The sequence below is a fragment of the Weissella muntiaci genome, from assembly GCF_008107635.1.
In the GTDB taxonomy this organism is placed as follows: domain Bacteria; phylum Bacillota; class Bacilli; order Lactobacillales; family Lactobacillaceae; genus Weissella; species Weissella muntiaci.
In genome coordinates this window covers 1-17,630 of the sequence record NZ_SDGZ01000026.1, presented here as the reverse complement: position 1 = coordinate 17,630, position 17,630 = coordinate 1, and the positions used below count along the sequence as shown (strand labels likewise).

The 17,630-nt window shown below is 39.7% G+C and carries 17 protein-coding genes, 1 tRNA gene and 1 other RNA gene; 2 read left to right on the top strand and 17 right to left on the bottom strand.

The genetic code is table 11. From position 1 onward, the window contains the following. Both ESZ50_RS11860 and ESZ50_RS10455 read right to left on the bottom strand, forming a co-directional pair. The coding region (locus ESZ50_RS11860) for a LysM peptidoglycan-binding domain-containing protein (protein ID WP_246111551.1) at positions 1-330 on the bottom strand (330 nt) is incomplete at its 3' end. A gap of 387 nt (positions 331-717) precedes the next feature. Beyond that, the gene (locus ESZ50_RS10455) at positions 718-2,103 is read right to left on the bottom strand and encodes a cytosine permease (protein ID WP_148623739.1); all 1,386 of its coding nucleotides are present in this window, start codon (positions 2,101-2,103) and stop codon (positions 718-720) included. Positions 2,104-2,374: 271 nt separating this feature from the next. On the opposite strand from ESZ50_RS10455, the gene codA reads away from it, so the two are divergent. Then, on the top strand, positions 2,375-3,610 hold the full coding sequence (gene codA / locus ESZ50_RS10450) for a cytosine deaminase (protein WP_148623737.1): 1,236 nt from the start codon (positions 2,375-2,377) through the stop codon (positions 3,608-3,610). A gap of 45 nt (positions 3,611-3,655) precedes the next feature. Here the strand turns inward: codA and ESZ50_RS10445 are convergent, their stop codons facing one another. From ESZ50_RS10445 to ESZ50_RS10435, 3 genes are read right to left on the bottom strand one after another with little or no spacing between them, the layout of a single operon-like run. Further along, entirely contained in the window at positions 3,656-3,946 is a 291-nt protein-coding gene (locus ESZ50_RS10445; protein WP_148623735.1) for a helix-turn-helix domain-containing protein, read from the bottom strand. A 16-nt stretch (positions 3,947-3,962) separates the two neighbouring features. After that, positions 3,963-4,562 (bottom strand): TrmH family RNA methyltransferase, encoded by a 600-nt coding sequence (locus ESZ50_RS10440; protein WP_148623733.1) that lies wholly within the window; start codon positions 4,560-4,562, stop codon positions 3,963-3,965. A 16-nt stretch (positions 4,563-4,578) separates the two neighbouring features. Next, positions 4,579-4,857, bottom strand: a complete 279-nt coding sequence (locus ESZ50_RS10435) for a hypothetical protein (protein ID WP_148623731.1) — start codon at positions 4,855-4,857, stop codon at positions 4,579-4,581. A 304-nt stretch (positions 4,858-5,161) separates the two neighbouring features. Here ESZ50_RS10435 and ssrA point away from each other — a divergent pair. Further along, positions 5,162-5,527: a transfer-messenger RNA gene (gene ssrA, locus ESZ50_RS10425) on the top strand. Between the two features lie 1,103 nt (positions 5,528-6,630). Here the strand turns inward: ssrA and ESZ50_RS10420 are convergent. From ESZ50_RS10420 to ESZ50_RS10365, 12 genes are all read right to left on the bottom strand, one after another. Beyond that, positions 6,631-6,704, bottom strand: a tRNA-Ile gene (locus ESZ50_RS10420). Positions 6,705-7,412: 708 nt separating this feature from the next. After that, positions 7,413-7,679, bottom strand: coding sequence for a hypothetical protein (locus tag ESZ50_RS10415; protein WP_148623729.1), 267 nt, complete (start codon positions 7,677-7,679; stop codon positions 7,413-7,415). Between the two features lie 816 nt (positions 7,680-8,495). Continuing rightward, on the bottom strand, positions 8,496-8,876 hold the full coding sequence (locus ESZ50_RS10410) for a DUF1801 domain-containing protein (protein WP_148623728.1): 381 nt from the start codon (positions 8,874-8,876) through the stop codon (positions 8,496-8,498). 97 nt (positions 8,877-8,973) lie between these two features. Continuing rightward, on the bottom strand, positions 8,974-9,672 hold the full coding sequence (locus ESZ50_RS10405) for an amino acid ABC transporter permease (RefSeq protein ID WP_148623726.1): 699 nt from the start codon (positions 9,670-9,672) through the stop codon (positions 8,974-8,976). Positions 9,673-9,683: 11 nt separating this feature from the next. Next, positions 9,684-10,553 carry a transporter substrate-binding domain-containing protein gene (locus ESZ50_RS10400; RefSeq protein ID WP_148623724.1) on the bottom strand — a complete coding sequence of 290 codons (870 nt, stop codon included), beginning with the start codon at positions 10,551-10,553 and terminating at the stop codon, positions 9,684-9,686. Positions 10,554-10,878: 325 nt separating this feature from the next. Next, positions 10,879-12,354: an amidase family protein gene (locus ESZ50_RS10395; RefSeq protein ID WP_148623722.1), complete on the bottom strand. Its 1,476-nt coding sequence runs from the start codon at positions 12,352-12,354 to the stop codon at positions 10,879-10,881. Positions 12,355-12,387: 33 nt separating this feature from the next. Next, complete coding sequence (locus ESZ50_RS10390; RefSeq protein ID WP_222860813.1) at positions 12,388-12,672, bottom strand: hypothetical protein; 285 nt, start codon at positions 12,670-12,672, stop codon at positions 12,388-12,390. Between the two features lie 115 nt (positions 12,673-12,787). After that, positions 12,788-14,188 carry a sensor histidine kinase gene (locus ESZ50_RS10385; protein WP_148623718.1) on the bottom strand — a complete coding sequence of 467 codons (1,401 nt, stop codon included), beginning with the start codon at positions 14,186-14,188 and terminating at the stop codon, positions 12,788-12,790. Between the two features lie 27 nt (positions 14,189-14,215). Beyond that, the gene (locus ESZ50_RS10380; RefSeq protein ID WP_148623717.1) at positions 14,216-14,608 is read right to left on the bottom strand and encodes a response regulator transcription factor; all 393 of its coding nucleotides are present in this window, start codon (positions 14,606-14,608) and stop codon (positions 14,216-14,218) included. Then, positions 14,601-15,260, bottom strand: coding sequence for a GTP pyrophosphokinase (locus ESZ50_RS10375; RefSeq protein ID WP_148623715.1), 660 nt, complete (start codon positions 15,258-15,260; stop codon positions 14,601-14,603). The genes ESZ50_RS10380 and ESZ50_RS10375 overlap by 8 nt, the downstream gene beginning before the upstream one ends. A 69-nt stretch (positions 15,261-15,329) precedes the next feature. Then, the gene (locus tag ESZ50_RS10370; protein ID WP_148623713.1) at positions 15,330-15,989 is read right to left on the bottom strand and encodes a uracil-DNA glycosylase; all 660 of its coding nucleotides are present in this window, start codon (positions 15,987-15,989) and stop codon (positions 15,330-15,332) included. Between the two features lie 581 nt (positions 15,990-16,570). Then, positions 16,571-17,630, bottom strand: a 1,060-nt coding sequence (locus ESZ50_RS10365) for a transposase (RefSeq protein ID WP_222860812.1), incomplete at its 5' end; no start/stop codon positions are given.

The following is a 17,630-nucleotide window of genomic DNA, read 5'->3' as shown; positions in this document are numbered from 1 at the left end:
TTCTACTACTGGTGCTTCTGACACAACAGCAGCTGATGATTCTACCACTGGTGCTTCTGATACAACAGCGGCTGATGATGCTACTACTGGTGCTGCAGTTGCAACAGTTCCAGTTGTCTCAATTTCATCATCAACAAAAATCAAATCAACATTCTGAATATCATTAATGGCGGCTAAACTTGAAACCGTCGTGTCACTTTCGCGGGCGATCTTTGAAAGTGTATCGCCAGCTTTAACCGTATACGTATCAGCCTTGGCTGAAACTTGAGTTGAAATCGCAACTGCTGCCATTCCAGCGACCGTCAATGCTGCTTGTGTTACTTTATTCATAAGGTACGTATTCTCCCGTTTATGTGTTTTATTTAAGATTACTAAAGGTATTAACTGCATACCGCTCAATGTATCTAGTGTAGCAGGTCATCTTTGATAAATGTTACATTCCTTTTACAAAAGAACGTGTCTGCTATGAATAATCGCTAGCCATTTTACATTTGTGTAACAATCCAAGCAATCAACGCCGATTTAATCACGGTTAATCATTTTCACATCTTGAAACATTAGCCTCAAAAACATCTTATAAATATAAAATTTCCCTTAACAAATTGATAAGTAATTCTAATCGTCAAACCATTATTACGACTTCTTTACTTACACAAAGTTATTAATAGTAATTTTCATTACCAATTTTTGGACGATTACTCATCACAACCGGGATTACTAATCAATTGTCCGTTGAGCTTTGCGAGCCATCACATAATACACCAGTCCTGCAATTGCCATCGCAACAAAAGTTGCTCCGATGGTTTCCTTAATTACTGGAATTCGGCCAATTACCCAATATGAGACTAAACCAATAACCCAAGCAGCAATCGCCCGCCAATTAATTCCACCTTGATACCAATAAACCCCATCAACTTTTACAAACTCTTCTAATTGATACTTACCATGTCGAATCAAGAAATAATCAACCAGAAAGACTGCAATTTCAGGGCCAAGGAACATACCAATAAAATCTAAGAAGGTAATAAAATCTGTTAGAAAATTAGCAAACCAGAGTGGAATAAATGAAACCAAAGTTGCGGCGAAAGTAACAATCCATAAAGCAACACCCAAGCGCATCCGATGCCACATATTTGTTAGTGCCGAACCAGCTGCCATCAGATTGACTGCGTTGGCAGTGGTTGATGTTATTACAATCACCAGTAACGCAATCATTCCCAAGCCCAACTTGATTGCAATCGTTGAGGGGTCGGAGTCATTTGGATCAAATGCTCGCATTGTAATTGCGGTCGCAATTGTCGCAGTAAGCCCAATGAACGCAAACCAGAACAGACCAATATTCGCACCTAAAAATGACATTACAGTCGCTGAACGTTCCTTTTTTGCATATCGAGTAAAATCTGAAGCTGCAGTTACCCATGCTAAGTTAAACGCCGCCAGAATATCAACAACGGCCCCAGATGATAAGCGAACCGCATGTGGTGGTTGCCATGCAGTAATCTGACTTAACGATACGTTTCGAAAGACCACTACAGATTCCCAAACCACAAAGATAATCACCAAGATAATTCCAACGCGTTCAATCATCCGCACAGACTTCTCACCTAATGATATCGAGGCCAAGTGCAATAATGACATAATGATAATCCCAACAATCAAGCCCGTATTGCCACCCTTACTTCCGTAAGCGGGCCAGCCAAAGATACTATTAAAGATTGTTGAGATTGAAATTGCCGCAATAAACGTATTTGCGGCGGCCCACCCGATGAACTGAACTAGATTAATAATTGAAGGCACAAACGAACCTCTCAGGCCAAACGACGCTCGAGTTAATGCCATTGCTGGCAGCCCTGTCCGATAACCCATCAATCCCGCCAGCGCCAAGAATACATATGAAAGAATTCCTACCATAATCAAGGTAACTGACGCAGTATACATCCCTGCAGCCGCTATCACACCACCAATATACCAAGTCCCGTTATTAGCGTTGGCACCAATCCAAGTTGCCGTCATATCCCAGCCGGTTGCACTCCGCTGGCTACTTGGAATCGCCTCAACTTCACCAAAAGTCTTTTGAGCAATTTGTTCTGTTGCATTCTTCATATTACTTCTCCTTTTGCCACCCTCAAGAACTTTAACAAAAGAAAAGTCCTCACGCTAAAAAGCGTAAGAACCACTTACTCATTCATTCGTATAACGCCCTTGTCGGCCTCACGGGACCGTCTTAAAAAGTGGTTTTTTTGATAGTACCAGATAATTAACATAAATTGCAAGACGATTTTAAGGAAGCAGTATTTCAAAAAGACTTGGTAATTGGCACCTTTTGACTTATACTGAACAAAATTGACATTAAAGTATATCAGGAGAAAATACTATGTTATTCAAGAATGTTATCATCGAAATTGGCACACAACTACAGGACTTACGAATAGACGCCGGATTTTTTTCAGAAATCGGCTCTAATTTATCCGCTAAAGTGGATGAAAAAGTCATTGATTTAAATGGAAAACTTGCCCTACCACCTTTTGTTGATCCACACGTTCACCTAGACTCAACCATGACTGCTGGTGATCCAGAATACAATGAATCTGGAACCTTATTTGATGGTATCAGGATTTGGTCTGAACGCAAGAAGACCCTTTCGCATGAGGATGTAAAGCAACGCGCTCTGACCGCACTAAGATTGCAAGCTTCCCACGGACTTCAGTTTGTCCGCTCACACGTTGATATCACCGATCCCGATCTTGTGGCCCTCAAAGCCCTAATCGAGGTTCGTGAAGAAGTTAAGGACTGGATGGAACTTCAGTTGGTCGCTTTCCCACAAGAAGGGATTTTATCATATCCTGGTGGTAAAGAATTACTGGTCCAGGCAGCAGAGCTAGGCGTTGATGCAATTGGCGCCATTCCGCACTTCGAATTCACAAGAGAATACGCGGTGGCTTCGATGAAGTTTGCTTTTGAGGTCGCACAAAAATACAATTTATTGATTGACGCCCATACGGACGAAATTGACGATGAACAATCTCGTTCACTAGAAACTATGGCCACACTTGCACTTGAGAGTGGCATGTTAAATAAAGTCACCGCTTCACACACAACTGCAATGGGTTCATATAATGATGCCTATGTTTATAAATTAATGCGACTACTAAAGATGTCGAAAATTAACTTTATCGCTAACCCATTAATCAATATGTACCTAGGCGGACGTTTTGATACCTACCCAAAGCGCCGTGGTTTAACAAGAGTCAAGGAACTGGATGCTGCTGGTATCAACGTAGCCTTCGGCGAAGATGACATCAAGGATCCTTGGTATCCGATCGGAAACGGTGACATGCTCGACGTACTCCACATGGGACTCCACGCAACACAGGTCATGGGCTATAGCGAAATTCAAGACTCTTATCGATTTATTACACGCAATGGTGCTATTACAATGCACGTTGAAGATCATTATGGCATCGAAGTTGGTAAGCCAGCTAGTTTCTTAATCTTTGATGCACCTGACTTTTTGACTACATTAAATGAGCGCGCCGAGCTGCTCTACTCTGTACATCGCGGTAACATCCTGGTCGAAACAGTTCCCAAAGAGGTTCACACCTACTTCTAAAACAAAAGCACTTGATCTTCCACTGCTGGAAAATCAAGTGCTTTTTTAATCATTTTTACTCTCATCTTCAAAAGGAATTAATGCTAAACGCAAGTCAATTTCTACGGCATTAGCATATTTAACTAAAGACTTTAATGTTGGCAACCCTTTGTTTAAAGACTCAATCCGCGCGATCGTCGACTGCGGAACCCCCGCACGAAGAGCCACATCTGCCTGTGTCAGCCCCAAATCAATTCGCCGAACAACCAATTCCGTTAACGCATCAACAATCAACATTGTTTCTGGATTCGCATTTGAACGATAATCCGCCGTAATCTCATTCCATGTCCGTGCCATCACTTCACCACAATTCCTACTTGTAACGATGCTGTTGAGTATAGAAAGCCATAATAATTCCGTGAGCCACTGAAACGTTTAGCGAACGAACTGAACCAGACTGAGGCAAATAAATCATTCGATCAGCTGCCTTGATAATATCGTCAGCTAAACCTAGCTGTTCTTCACCAAAAACAAACGCTGATTTCTCGGGGAAATCAACATCAAACACATTTTCTGGATTATACTCTGGGATATTATCAACCGCAAAAATCGTGTAGCCTTCAGCGTGAAGCTCGTCAAAAACTGCCTGAAAGTCTGTAATGACATGATGCTCAATGTGCTCATAGTGGTGTGCGCCAACCGCCCCACGGGTATCGTATTTCTTCACACCAGTCTCACTATTAACAACCGTCCGGTTCTCAGAGTTCAAGAAAATAACCTTACGCCCCGAAAACGCATTTGTATTTCGAATCGCAGTTCCCTTATTAAAATCATGTGATAAGTTCTGGAGTATCGTAACCAACTTCCCACGACGCCCATCAAGCGCCGCTCTAATTTCATCATTTTCAAATGATTTAAATTCATCCGTTACATTTCGATAATCATTACTTCGTGATAAATCAATATCTGCCATCTTTCACCTTCTCCTTTTATAACACAATAAACATCCAAACAGCGATTGCAACCGTCAGAACGAGTTCAATAAAAATAATTAATTCACTTTTAGTCAGGCGTTGAAAACTGCCGCCTTCTAATTTAACCTTTGGTAAATCATGTGAGCTGATCAAGACCAGTAATGCCACCATAATCAAAATTAGCTGAGCAAAAAAACCATACCAACGCATAATATCTGATGGCAAGTTAATAAACAAGATTAAATTTGAAAATGCTGCTAAGAGCACGCTGAATGCAAAAATGGTTGTTGGCATTTCAAATCCTCACAAAATATCAAAATAAAACTACGCTTTAGCTATAAGGATAGCCGAAAAGACAACCGCCTTCAAGCGCTCATTCTTTAGGGAGTCTATCGATAACTTTCACATTTTTCAAAAAATTAGGTATAATAGAAATTGTTCAAAATACTGCGAGCTATTAGTAATGAAACAAAAAAATGTTGATTGAAATTAACGCGCACTTTGACCGGCTATCCATACGCGCATGGTAGTCGGTTTTTACATGCAATAATTCGCATCGTGTCACATAATCATGTATACTAAAGTACACGAAGATTACGGGGTCGTTACGGAATCGACTGACATTGTTCGTGCTAAAATCGCGTTTAGGGGTTGTGGCCCTATAATCCACTCAGACAGAATAACTGCAAAAAATTCAAACAAAACTTACGCTTTCGCTGCTTAAAAACCAGCTAGCGTTGCCAAAATCTGCTGTGATTACCGGTTGATCTTGGTCTAAAACTTAGTAATCTACGCTAATTAACTTACGTCTGGAGTTGTTTAGAAGAAGATTATCAGACTAGTCATAAAGGTGGCTTTGTTTACCGGCGGGCAATATGACGAATTTTAAATTGGTAGACTATGAACGTAGACGTTTTAGTTCCGAAATGTTAGGACAGGGGTTCAACTCCCCTCGGCTCCATTGAGGGAATTTAAATCATTCCTGCAAACGCTGATGTATAGGTATAAAGCCTCATACACCGGCGTTTTTGTTTATTATTATCCCTATTCATAGGGTGTGCACACGAGTTCATAGAGAATCACTGAAAATCAAACAAAAGGGGCTAAATTAGCTACATCTGTAAAATAGAACTAAACCCCTTCACTAATTATGTCGTCATTCTTTCCTGAATGGCGTTTTATTTTACCCTCATCTATCGTCTAGTAAAAATTCGAATAACAAATGATGTCATAAGATTAAGATGTTGTGGCCGTTATTAATCTGGATTTTTTTATTCGATCTTAACATTGAAATATTTTTTAGCGTTGTGATAAACACAACACAGTGGTTACAAGTTGCTTTAGTCAAGTACTAGGTCAGGTCGATCAATGATGGATTGTATACGGCCTACCTCCATCACTATATCCGACATCCTATCTATGGTTATCCTGCCCTCAGCTAAACACACCACACATTCATGATGATACTTCTTAACCATTTCATCACATAACTTCTTCCACTTTCTTGAACGATAGAACTTGACTCTATCAGTCTTCTTGTAGAACGTCTGTGCCACATGCCTTCACCTCCCTATACAAAAATAGCCACCAACATTACGCTGGTGACTTAGTAACTGTTCATCCGCTTAGGGTTAGGCTTCCCATTGATTGTTACTAAGTTCATCATCTAGCCGTCTCAATATCCGTAACTCATCGTTACCAGATACCAAGCCATACTCTTTATCTTTTTTCACAACTACACAACTCCCACCACCTTTCTTTGCAAAATAAAAGACATCCAACAAATGTTAGATGTCTATATGGATAAGTTTGTCGCCAATATTTCTCAAGGTCAGTTTTTTTAGTTGAATGCTATTTCGTTATTATAAATAGAAATTTCAAATAAGAAGGCTTGGCGACAACGTCTCTATTTGGATTCGAACCAATGATTTAGTATTTGTTAGAAAGAAAATTTAAATTTGCTCCCAACTGAGCTATAGAGACATGAATACTGCCGGCATAAGAATACTGTGGGTAATAATATATTTCATGATTATTTATTCTGTGAATGATATGAGCCGGCAGTAATGTTCCACGTTGGACTCGAACCAACGACCGGACGGTTATGAGCCATCTGCTCTAACCAACTGAGCTAGAGGAACCAAAAGTTTCATAATCAAACTTTATAATAAACATTAATATATCATCTCAAAAGAACAAATGCATTATCCAAAAATGTTCTGAAAAACAACATTTCCAAATAAGAATTTGTAATCATTTCCACCTTTCACTGCAAAATAAAAACGCCTGAATTTAATCAGACGTCGTACTGTTTTAATGAACTAATGTAACATTCCTGCCAAAAAGGTTATCGTAAATATTAACTCATCATATACATAATGCGATATATACGAAACCAAAATACTACGTGAACAAATAAAAAGGCTATTGATGAGATGTACCCCGAGGGTTAAGCCAATTTTCGGTTTTTTTATTATGACCAGAAATTTCAAAACAAACAAAACCAAAGGTACAAATACGATGATATACGGACAAGACTCGGAGTATATGCAACATTCAACGATGAAATGCGAGCCCAAACAGCAGATATGTTCATACCATTAGTCAACTTTTAAACTCCTTCACTCGCTACTTACTTTTTACACTGGGGGTACAAGTGGGGCAAATCCGCATAAATTTTATTAAGCATTGATAGATAGGTATTTACAGACATTGGTTTCACCCCCTTCGGCTCCATTTTAGAGAATTCATAGTTTTCTCAAGTGCTAATGTACAGGTTCACTGCCTGATACATCAGCTTTTTTATTTTAATTACAACAAAAAAGACATCTCACTACAGTAGATGTCTTTTACGTTATTTTAGAACTGCGTAATTTCTTGATATTGGTGATTATTGCCGGACCAAAAACCGGCTTAAACACTTGCACCAAATCAATTCTTTGCATGCTCTCATCCAACTCACTAATGGTTTTAACTAACAAACGGTGGACAACACCAACACCAATATTTCGATGAACCCCTAGGATTGGCTCAATCTCTACATTAACCAAATTTTCTGTTGCTTCACTCAATGCTAATCGTGATTTACTGGAAACCAATTGAACACTTGTAAACATAAGCTACCTCCTCAGAAACTTGTTATACCTCTATTATATTTAACTAGTTGCCGACTTGCTTAGATAATGCTCAGCTAAAAAAGGTACCTAGATCATTGTTAGACTAGATACCTTGAATTCGTTTTGTCTCTACCCGGATGCGAACCGAGAGTAAAAAATTGGCCAGCCTTAGAGACACACTAACGGTAACATGTTTATCGAGGGCCTACAAAAATTATGCTTTCCGGAAATATCGAAGTTAAATCAGCGTTCAACTTAGTAATATATTCTGACAAAACAAAAGAACGACCCAGATTAACTTGGCCATCCTTTTGTAGATCAACTGCTGTCGATTCAAGCATAATTTATATTGTTAAGTGAATGACCCCTTAATAAGTATAAATTGTGAATAGCCCGATTCGATAACATTGTGTCCTTATTCGGTGTTGAACCAAACTTGTGCACTCTGCCAGTTAAACATAAAGACACAACCACCGTCAGATAATTGATCCAAGATTATTTTGGCCAAAGGATAGGGTTCGGCCTGCTGACAGTCATTCTTTTGCTCAATATAGTATATATGTTGATTAAAATGTCTCAGGGGGAAACGTTTAATCGTGAGCTACTAAAACATTAAAATAATATCATTTCGCTGAGCAAAATTCATGTCAAAAAATGTCATTTTGAATAGCAATATTAAATAGCCTCAGATGCTTTAAAATAAAGGATTCTACTTTTCAGAATATTTGTCAGTTGAGATTGCGCATAAAATGCAAAATATTCTGTGCTCACCTAGTAAGGCACAGAATCTTGCATCAGTTAAATGCCCTGCTATCATTACTTCTTTGGTCGCCAGAATGATTTTATATCACGTTTACCTTCGAGCTGCCACTCAATCATTTTTGCTAATAACTGATAATCAACAGACTGATTTTCACCGATCCGCATCAATTTTGCCGTGCGATAATAACCTGCCTGGTCGATTTCTGTCGCAAAGTGCTCAAGCTCATCTTCCAAGGCAATCGTAATCCACTTCTTTGCAACGTCAAATCCAATAATAAAAACGCCATGGTCAAGAAACTGAGCCATCCGCCACTTAAAGGCATCCTCTAATTGAGGGTAATTTTTATTGATCCAAGCAAAGATGTCCATCAAATGAGCCTGATTCTTTGAGCTCTCAATTACCATCAACCAATCATTTATGCGTTCATCTTTCATATATTAATCACTTTCTCCCTATCATTGCATCCTTTAAAAGTAGACCGTCGTTATTTAACCCACCATGATCCAAAATTGTCCAGGTCAAGGGAAATCCCTAATCCAACACTTCCGGAATACTAATTGCCTGTTCGATTCGTGCTTGGCCAGCTGTCAATAAAGTACAGCAGCTCCAATAAATCAGCGCAACAAGTAAATACACCGTCATGTAGTCAAACTGCTGTCCTCCTTCTATTTTAGCACGCATGAATATCTTCGAAAGAGTGACCATTGCTGCCAAAGAAGTCCCTTTAAACATATCCAGTAGAATATTTCCTAATGCTGGAACTGCAATCCGAAAGGCTTGCGGCAAAATCACGAATCGAATTGCCTTAGAATAAGGTAATCCAAGGGCATACGACGCTGCCCATTGACCATCATCGACGCCCATAAAGGATGTTCTAAAGATCTCCGAAACAAACGCAGCTGCGTTAAGCACAAATGTTAAACTTGCTGCAACAAAGGCATTTAACTGCACCCCAGCGTAAGGTAGACCGAAGTAAAATAAGAACAACAATACCAACGTTGGCACACCGCGCATAACTGATATATATGCGCGCGCAAGTTTGTGCAACCATCGCCGTTGACTAAGCTGTCCTAATGTAAGAAAGAGTCCCAACACCAAAGAACCGACAAAACTAACAGCCGTAAGTTCAATCGTCAAAGGCAATCCTTGCAGAATATATGGCAAAGCCCGCCAAGCAAAATGGGCATTGAAAAAATTAGGGATGCTAATCCAGTTTAAAAACTGATCCATAAGATATCTGCCTAATTGTCGTTAATCGTAATGTACGTAGTCTTAACATTTGGATGCTTAGAGACGTCCTGACCACCATAGAATTGCTTTGAGATTTTAGTAATCGTCCCGTTCTTCTCCAACTTCGTAATCTCTTGGTTAACCGCTTTAGCCATCTTAGTATTCGTCTTCTTCATGATAATCCCAGTCCCTGCCTTATCATCTTGCGTTGTAAAGTAGAACTTCTTTGGGATCGTTAACTTACTTTGCATATCAGGCATCGCCTTCAAAGCCATTTCTTGCAAGTAATGGTCATTTAAGATTACATCCGTGCGACCATTTGCTAAGTCTTGCAAATAAACATCGTTCGAAACATTATCATAATTAACTTGGGTCGCTCCCAACTGACTAGCTAGCTTCTGATAATTAGTTCCAGCTTCACCAGCAGCCTTCTTACCAGTCAATTGAGTGATTTTGGTAATACCCGAATCATCGCCTTTTCTGACCATTGCAGAATCGTAACTAAACTTATATGGTGTCGAAAGGGTAAACTGCTTCTTACGTTGTGGCGAAATTCCAAAATCATTGGCTGCCATAACTGCTGAACCGTTATTAACAGACGTTAGCATTCCATCAACATCCATTTCTTTGAAAACAACTTTTTTATTCAACCCTTTAGCAACCGCCTTCACCACGGCAACATCGTACCCTGTCAAAGCACTTCCTTTTGATTCGTGATACGAGGTTGGATAGAGTGTTCCCGATGTCGCCACAACCCACGTCTTTTCATTCGCTACCTTTTGATTTGTACTTTCAGCAGAAACTGAAAGCACTGGTACAAAGACTGAAGCAACCGTTAAACCAAAAAGACCCAAGCCCAGTGGCTTTTTAAAATTAAGCATAATAATTAACACCTTCCTATAACCTAAATTAACCTACGATATAAATACTAAAACTATATTTACTTTTTGTAAAGGCTTCTTGAATGCGTTCTTGCATAGTATTTCAAAATCCTAAAAATCAGCTATATATCAGCGCTTGAACAAGACTATCAATTTCTAAGAAACATGTGAGAACTAGCACTATACCTTCAAATACAAAAATACTTTTAAAATACTCAACGTTATTAATTTCATTTCAAAACAGTAGCACCACAAAAAAGTGATTAGATATTTATCTAATCACTTGAGTATCATTCCTATACATTTACAATTGTCACGAATAGATCTAACTTCGATACGCCGCAGGTAAAATGAATTGACCACCATTTTCAAGTTCTTTTGCCAACTCGAGAATCGTAATTTCACTGTTTTTGGCGCCCCACAATTGAACCCCTTGTGGCAGACCACTTTGCTGGTCAACAAAGACTGGTACCGAAAGTACCGGCTGCCCAGTCAAGTTGGCGGTAAACGGATATGGCGTAATCGCCAAAGAGGGTTCAAAATAAGCCGAGATTGCCTGAGTCTGCTCTGCAAAACTAAGTGCTTTGATATTACTAATTGCGTCCCTCACAGTATCAGGCACTAAGTCATCGGCTATCTTTGGAGCAGTTTGCGCAGACGTTGGCGTAATAAATATATCGAATTCATTAAAGATACGTTCCTCAAAGACCGCAGTCGCTTGATCCCAACTATTTAGAATTTCAATGTAATTTATTGCGCTAATCTTTCGACCAACATTCAGTAAAGCAAAGCTTAGCGGTTCAATTTCATCGACCGCAACTTCACGGCCAATTGCCTGCTCATACGGCCGCAACATCGCCGCCGTTTCAGCCGCATTCATCTGATAATAACTCTCAATTAATCCACGAGTATCCATTGGATACGCAACTTCAACGATTTCATGCCCCTGTTCACCTAAGTATCCAATCGTTTTCTGCACTGCTAACTTAGCTGTCTCAGAAACCTCAATTCCATCAATCGGTGTCGCCAGTGAAAAGGCAATCTTTAATCGCTTACGAGATTCATGGATGTCGAGTAACCGATCTTTAGGAAGTAAGGGCGTTTGGTATGGCGCTGCCTCTTGCACTGTCTGACTTACCGCCAAAAAACGCGCCATATCACGAACCGAAACAGTTAACGCACCACTTGTCGATGCTCCTTGCCATGAGCGAAACCCATTAGGACCTTGTGGCATCCGCCCTCGGGTTACTTTAAAGCCGAGCAAACCTGAAAAAGAAGCTGGGATCCGCAATGAACCACCCCCATCTGATCCGGCCGCCATTGGATAAATCCCAGCTGCCACTGCAGATGCAGCACCACCGGATGAACCGCCAGAATAATATGCTGGATTCCAGACATTTCTTGTTGGTCCGTAAAGCTTTGGGTCCGTAATATTCTTAAAACCAAATTCTGGTGTATTCGTCTGACCAAAAGGCGTAAAGCCTGCCTCCATCAACTTCGTCACAAAGGCACTATCATTGCTGGCAATATTATCCTTAAAAATTTGCGATCCTGCAGTATCTGGTAAGCCGACATGACTCTGTCCCAGCATTTTAAGCGGTAATGGTAGCCCTGCAAATAATCCATGTTTGGTCTGCTTGAGGTCTTGTCGTGCCCGCTCAAGATCACTTGCAACGATTGCATTATACTTTGGATTTAACCGCTCAATCTTTTCTGCCGTCATCTCCAGTAATTCTGTCGGACTTACCCGCCCTCGATTAATTTCTTCGACCCAATATGTTGCATCTCGTAATTCCACCATGTGTCCACCGCTCTCTTAACTGAGGTTACATTGCTAAATATCTACTATCATCAACTTTGACCGACCTGCTTGAGCCTGCTCAAGCCCAACTTCTTCGATCACAGCTATCAACGTTATATCATTTCGCGGGATAATTAAGAACTTATGGTATCCATATAATTTAAAATTATCCTTCTCAAAATATTCCTCACCTACCTGATCAACTCCACCCACGAAAAGCCAGACGTCCTTCGCAACTTTCTTTCGTTTACCAACAATGTGCAAAACGCTCTCTGTAATTTGTAACCGATCTGGCTCACTTGCCGTTATCATCTTCACATCTGTCACCAAATTCCAACTAATTTGCTTTCAGTATAAGCCCTTCAAACATCATCAACAAGCAAAAAAGGATTGGTATTAACATCGTTAAGTCCAATCCTTCATATTTAAAATATTATTGCCTGGCAAATCGCATAATAAAATATGTCTTATCATCGTGACGCTCAATCGTGATCTGACCAGCGTGCTGATCAACGATCGCCTTCACCATTGCCAAGCCGATCCCATGAACACCACCGCGTCCCTTATAAAATCTTTCAAACAAATGTGGTAATTCCTCTGCATCAATTTCAGCACCATCATTAGCAACGCTTAATGTGATTACCTTTTTGTTTTGCTTGATTGTTAAATCGACCGATTTATCAGCATAGCGGAGTGCATTCGATAATAGGTTACTGATTGCGCGGCGCATTGCCTTATAGTTTAAATCCATCTTAACTGCCTTGCCTGGCAAGATGGTCGCAATCTGGACACCCTTTTGCATTGCAATAGGCGCCTGTTCGCCAACAACATCATCAACCAGCTCCCGCAGATCCGTCAACACTGTCTCTTGTTCATGGCTCAGATTATCCAAACGAGATAAGGTCAATAAATCTTCTACCAGCTCACTCATCCGGTCCGTCTCAGTCATGATAACTTCGCCCGCCATCTTAGGTTCCATAACATCGTACTTGATTCCCTCAGCATAACTTTTAATCGCCATCAAAGGCGTTCTCAACTCATGCGAAGCATTCTGAAAGAACATCTTTTGATTTTGCTCGCTATGGTTCAATTCACTGGCAGTTGTATTCATCGCTGTTGCCAAAGTTGCTAACTCTTGACTATCAAACCGTTCATCAAGTGGCGTAAAATCGCCCTTTCCAATCCGACCAGCAAAAGCTGCAAGGTCAGATAACGGTTTAACCATCCGCCCCGTTATCAGAGTAATTGCAAACGACAAAATCACAATTACAATTGCCGCTACCGTAATTAAAATCGTGTTAACCATGCTTGAAAAGTTCGTAATCCCCGAAATGTCCAAGTACATGATCAAGGTCTCCCCTGACTCCAATTTTGAGGATTCAATATAAAAAGTTTTATTATCGACGACAAAGCGATAATTATGCAGATTATTGAGGTTAATCGACTTCGCCTTTAGTGCATTTGCAATTTTCTTAGCAATCCCCTGATCAAGATTTGAGGTCTCAGTTGGTGTGGTCACTGCATATTTATTGTCTACAGTAAACGATGAAGGATGGGCATTAAAAATCCCACGGGGCGCATCGTTAAGACTTCTTAAAACCGTACTCCCCGTCGAACTATTACCACTATCACTCGTAGCTGAACTACTACTACTGCTGCTACTGGCGTCCGCATAGTTAACAACCGTTGAAAGCTGCTGGGTCGCAGTATGGCTAATATAGGTATCCATAACGACGTTGAAAATACCGATTGCGCCCGCAAAGGCAAACAATACAAAGCTAATATTTACGATTAGCATCCGTGTCTTAAGGCTTTTAAGGTGTCGTCGCTTCATAAATATGCCTCACTTACTTCCATAATCTTAATCCTTAGAATGCTTTTCTTTTTCAAAATCCATTCGACGGAAAATCGCCTTCACTCGCATAACAAGCTCCATTGGGCTAAATGGCTTGGTAAAGTAATCATCCGATCCCAAGTCCAATCCAGTTGCGTAATCCAAGTCGCTGTCGCGAGCAGTCAACATAATTATCGGCACCGTTGATTGCTCACGGATTGATCGAAGAATTGTAAAACCATTTGACCCAGGCATCATTACATCCAAGATAACGAAGTCACTTGGTGTTTGCTCAAACTCAGCTAATAATTCATCACCTGTAGCAAAATCAACCACTTCATACTCAGCCTTCTCCAAAAAGGCTTTGATTGCCAAACGAATGTTATCCTCATCATCAGCAATATAAATTTTCTTAGTCATCATTGTCTCCTTCATTGATCAAATCTAACAATTCATGAATCAAATACATCCGTTCATCAAGCTCATGAATCTGCTCAGCCGAGTTTTGCAACTCTTCCGCTAATGGCGCTGGCATTTTCCCTCGGTACTTATATCGGGCTTTATGTTCTAGTGTTGCCCAAAAATCCATTGCCTGAGTTCGTAATTGAATCTCAACGCGCCGTTTTTGGTTGTCAAATAAACTCCCCAATTGAACTTCAACGATCATATGGTAACTTCGATAACCACTTGGCTTCGGATTAGTTACATAATCCTTTTCTTCAATTACTGTGAAATCAGGCTGGTTCTTGATCACGTCTGCAATTTCATAAATATTCTTGGCATACGAACTAATAATCCGCACACCGGCAATATCTGATAGCTCTGCCCGAGCAGCTTCTGCCGTGACCGGTAGCCCTTTCTTCATTAATTTGCCAGCAATTGATTCAGGCGCTTTAATCCGCGCCTTAATATGTTCAATCGGATTAATTGCCTCGTAAGCATTATAATAGGCGTTAATATTTGTTAATTGTGTCTTTACCACAGCGAGTGCACTCTCATACTGCACCATATCTTTTTTTAATCGATCAAATTCTTCTGATTCAAAGCGTGCATTTAAATATTCTTTTTCCATAACTTCCTGTCTCTTAAATGTTAATACTAGTATCTTGCCAGAGAAAACTTAAAGTAAAGTCAGACACACTTACTTCAGCCAATCAATTGCTTCCTCACCCTGCGCCCTTAAAAAATGATTAGTCTTTGAAAAGGGCTTCGAACCGAAAAAGCCACGATATGCGGATAAAGGCGATGGGTGAACTGACTTAATAATTAAATGTCTTTGCTGATCAATCAGGTTTGCTTTCTCTTGAGCAGAGCGTCCCCATAGAATAAACACCTTGGGTCGAGGATCATCTGATGCGCTTGCGATAATCGCATCCGTGAGTGGCTCCCAAATTCGACCACGATGAATGTTCGGCTTAGAATCAACCACCGTTAAAACTGTATTTAGCAACAACACCCCTTGGCTCGCCCATGTGATTAAATCATGATGATTTCGAGGCGCTCCCAAATCGTCAGCAACCTCCTTCAAAATATTCCGCAAAGACGGTGGCGCCGGTGTATTCTCCGGTACCGAAAAAGCCAATCCCTGCGCCTGCCCGGGTTGATGATATGGATCTTGACCAACGACGATCACTTTTACGTTAGCCAGACTGGTTGTCTCGATTGCTGTAAACAGTTTATTTTCTGGCGGATAAATTGTTTGCTGACTGTTATATACTTGGTTGATAAATTCTACTAGTTTTTCAAAATATGTTGCCGTTAACTTTTGATGTAAGGGTTTAGCCCAATCTGTTTTTTCCATAATATGCTCCTATTAGTAATTTTACTAATTTTCGTCCTCCTAAACTACCCTTGCACAAAAAAACACCTACTCTAAAGTAGGTGCCTGAGTGTTTTTATAGCGATAGCTTACAAACAATGTGAAAGAGTGTTGTATACTATGATGCTTTTGGTCTTATATTTACATTGAGCCGCTTACCTTGATAGTCAATCATACTGGTACGTCATACACGGTTTTAGTCAGATCTGAAGGAGAAGTACTTCGCTTCACAGTATGCTCGGTAGAACGTTTCCTGTTAATAAAACCTAAGTTCATAAGCGTCTATAAAACTACACATTTCATTGTAAGCGCTTTCTTTGATTTTGTAAATAGTTTATTTGAACTCTCCCATGACTAAAGTCACGGGATTCGGCGATTCTAATTACTAAACAGTAATTCTAATTCACCAAAACGTTTAGACAATGCACTACTTACGTAGTGGTTTCCAAAAACGGAACTCAATCAACCAAATCGCAGTCATTTTGCATGCTCAGACTGATACGCAAATGGTTAATTCTTATAGTCTTTAAGGACGACAAGGTTCTGTCACGCCCATATTATTACTAATTTACTGATACTAGACTACTTGGCTTTAGGTTTGGGTAGTCTTTTAATTTAATGTGTTTTTCAGGGTTCACACCCCAAGCTAAGATGTTTTTAGCGGCATTTAGATCACGAATTACAATTGAATTATCGCCAGTAAGTGATTTCCAACCACGAACTATTTCACCATTTGATAATTCAATTTTTTCATCTAATTTGTGTTTTTGTTCAAATTCAGTACCATATTCAACTTGAGATGTTTTGTACGCATCAACTTTAACTAGAGTTTTACCAGTTTTATTTGCTAATGATGTTATGAAAGACTGCAATGCATACAGTTTTACTTTAGCTAATTTACGATTAGCAGCTTTGTTAGTTCTTTTGACAGACCACATGTCTTTAGAATCAAGATTTTCTAACACAACTACGTTGTTATTATCTAAAAGTTGATGCGCAAGTTGTTTATATTCTTCATCTAGAATATTATTTCGCTTAATGTTTAAGAACCTAATTTGGTTATTCATCGTACTAATACGTTTTGAATTGCCATTCAACCAAGTTGTCTTGTCACGTAATGATTTTAATTGATTAATTGCATCTTCAAGGCGGTCGGCTTGGTTAAAAACAATTACATTAGGCTTAATGACTTGGTTAACACTAGTTCTAAACAGTTCATCATTATGCATATTCCAATCAACACCGATTGCAGGTTGTTGAGGAAGACGTTTAATCTCTTGAGTGAACACTAACTGTAATTCAAATTGATCATTATTTTTACGTTTCACTTTTGAAATGACAATCTTAGAGCCTTTGAGGTTCTTAATGTTTTCAACAACTTGAACAATACCAAATCCTTGAATTTTGATATGGTGTGCTGATTTTATTTCAATTTGACCGTTACTTGGTAATGAAACTGTCTTGAATGATGCTCTGTTACGTAAGAAATTCAATGAACCTTTACGATACCAAGAACGATTTTGGCGATTATTACTATGTTCATTGTTTTTATATGCTAATTTTTCGTCAATTGTCATTAAAGAAGCTTTATACAAAACTCGCCGATATTGTCCAAAATTAGTA

Excerpts from the sequence above, each read along its gene's own strand:
- ESZ50_RS10455 (WP_148623739.1), bottom strand. The coding sequence starts at position 2,103 with ATGAAGAATGCAACAGAACAAATTGCTCAAAAGACTTTTGGTGAAGTT.
- codA (WP_148623737.1), top strand. The coding sequence starts at position 2,375 with ATGTTATTCAAGAATGTTATCATCGAAATTGGCACACAACTACAGGAC.
- ESZ50_RS10445 (WP_148623735.1), bottom strand. The coding sequence starts at position 3,946 with ATGGCACGGACATGGAATGAGATTACGGCGGATTATCGTTCAAATGCG.
- ESZ50_RS10440 (WP_148623733.1), bottom strand. The coding sequence starts at position 4,562 with ATGGCAGATATTGATTTATCACGAAGTAATGATTATCGAAATGTAACG.
- ESZ50_RS10435 (WP_148623731.1), bottom strand. The coding sequence starts at position 4,857 with ATGCCAACAACCATTTTTGCATTCAGCGTGCTCTTAGCAGCATTTTCA.
- ESZ50_RS10415 (WP_148623729.1), bottom strand. The coding sequence starts at position 7,679 with ATGTTTACAAGTGTTCAATTGGTTTCCAGTAAATCACGATTAGCATTG.
- ESZ50_RS10410 (WP_148623728.1), bottom strand. The coding sequence starts at position 8,876 with ATGAAAGATGAACGCATAAATGATTGGTTGATGGTAATTGAGAGCTCA.
- ESZ50_RS10405 (WP_148623726.1), bottom strand. The coding sequence starts at position 9,672 with ATGGATCAGTTTTTAAACTGGATTAGCATCCCTAATTTTTTCAATGCC.
- ESZ50_RS10400 (WP_148623724.1), bottom strand. The coding sequence starts at position 10,553 with ATGCTTAATTTTAAAAAGCCACTGGGCTTGGGTCTTTTTGGTTTAACG.
- ESZ50_RS10395 (WP_148623722.1), bottom strand. The coding sequence starts at position 12,354 with ATGGTGGAATTACGAGATGCAACATATTGGGTCGAAGAAATTAATCGA.
- ESZ50_RS10385 (WP_148623718.1), bottom strand. The coding sequence starts at position 14,188 with ATGAAGCGACGACACCTTAAAAGCCTTAAGACACGGATGCTAATCGTA.
- ESZ50_RS10380 (WP_148623717.1), bottom strand. The coding sequence starts at position 14,608 with ATGACTAAGAAAATTTATATTGCTGATGATGAGGATAACATTCGTTTG.
- ESZ50_RS10375 (WP_148623715.1), bottom strand. The coding sequence starts at position 15,260 with ATGGAAAAAGAATATTTAAATGCACGCTTTGAATCAGAAGAATTTGAT.
- ESZ50_RS10370 (WP_148623713.1), bottom strand. The coding sequence starts at position 15,989 with ATGGAAAAAACAGATTGGGCTAAACCCTTACATCAAAAGTTAACGGCA.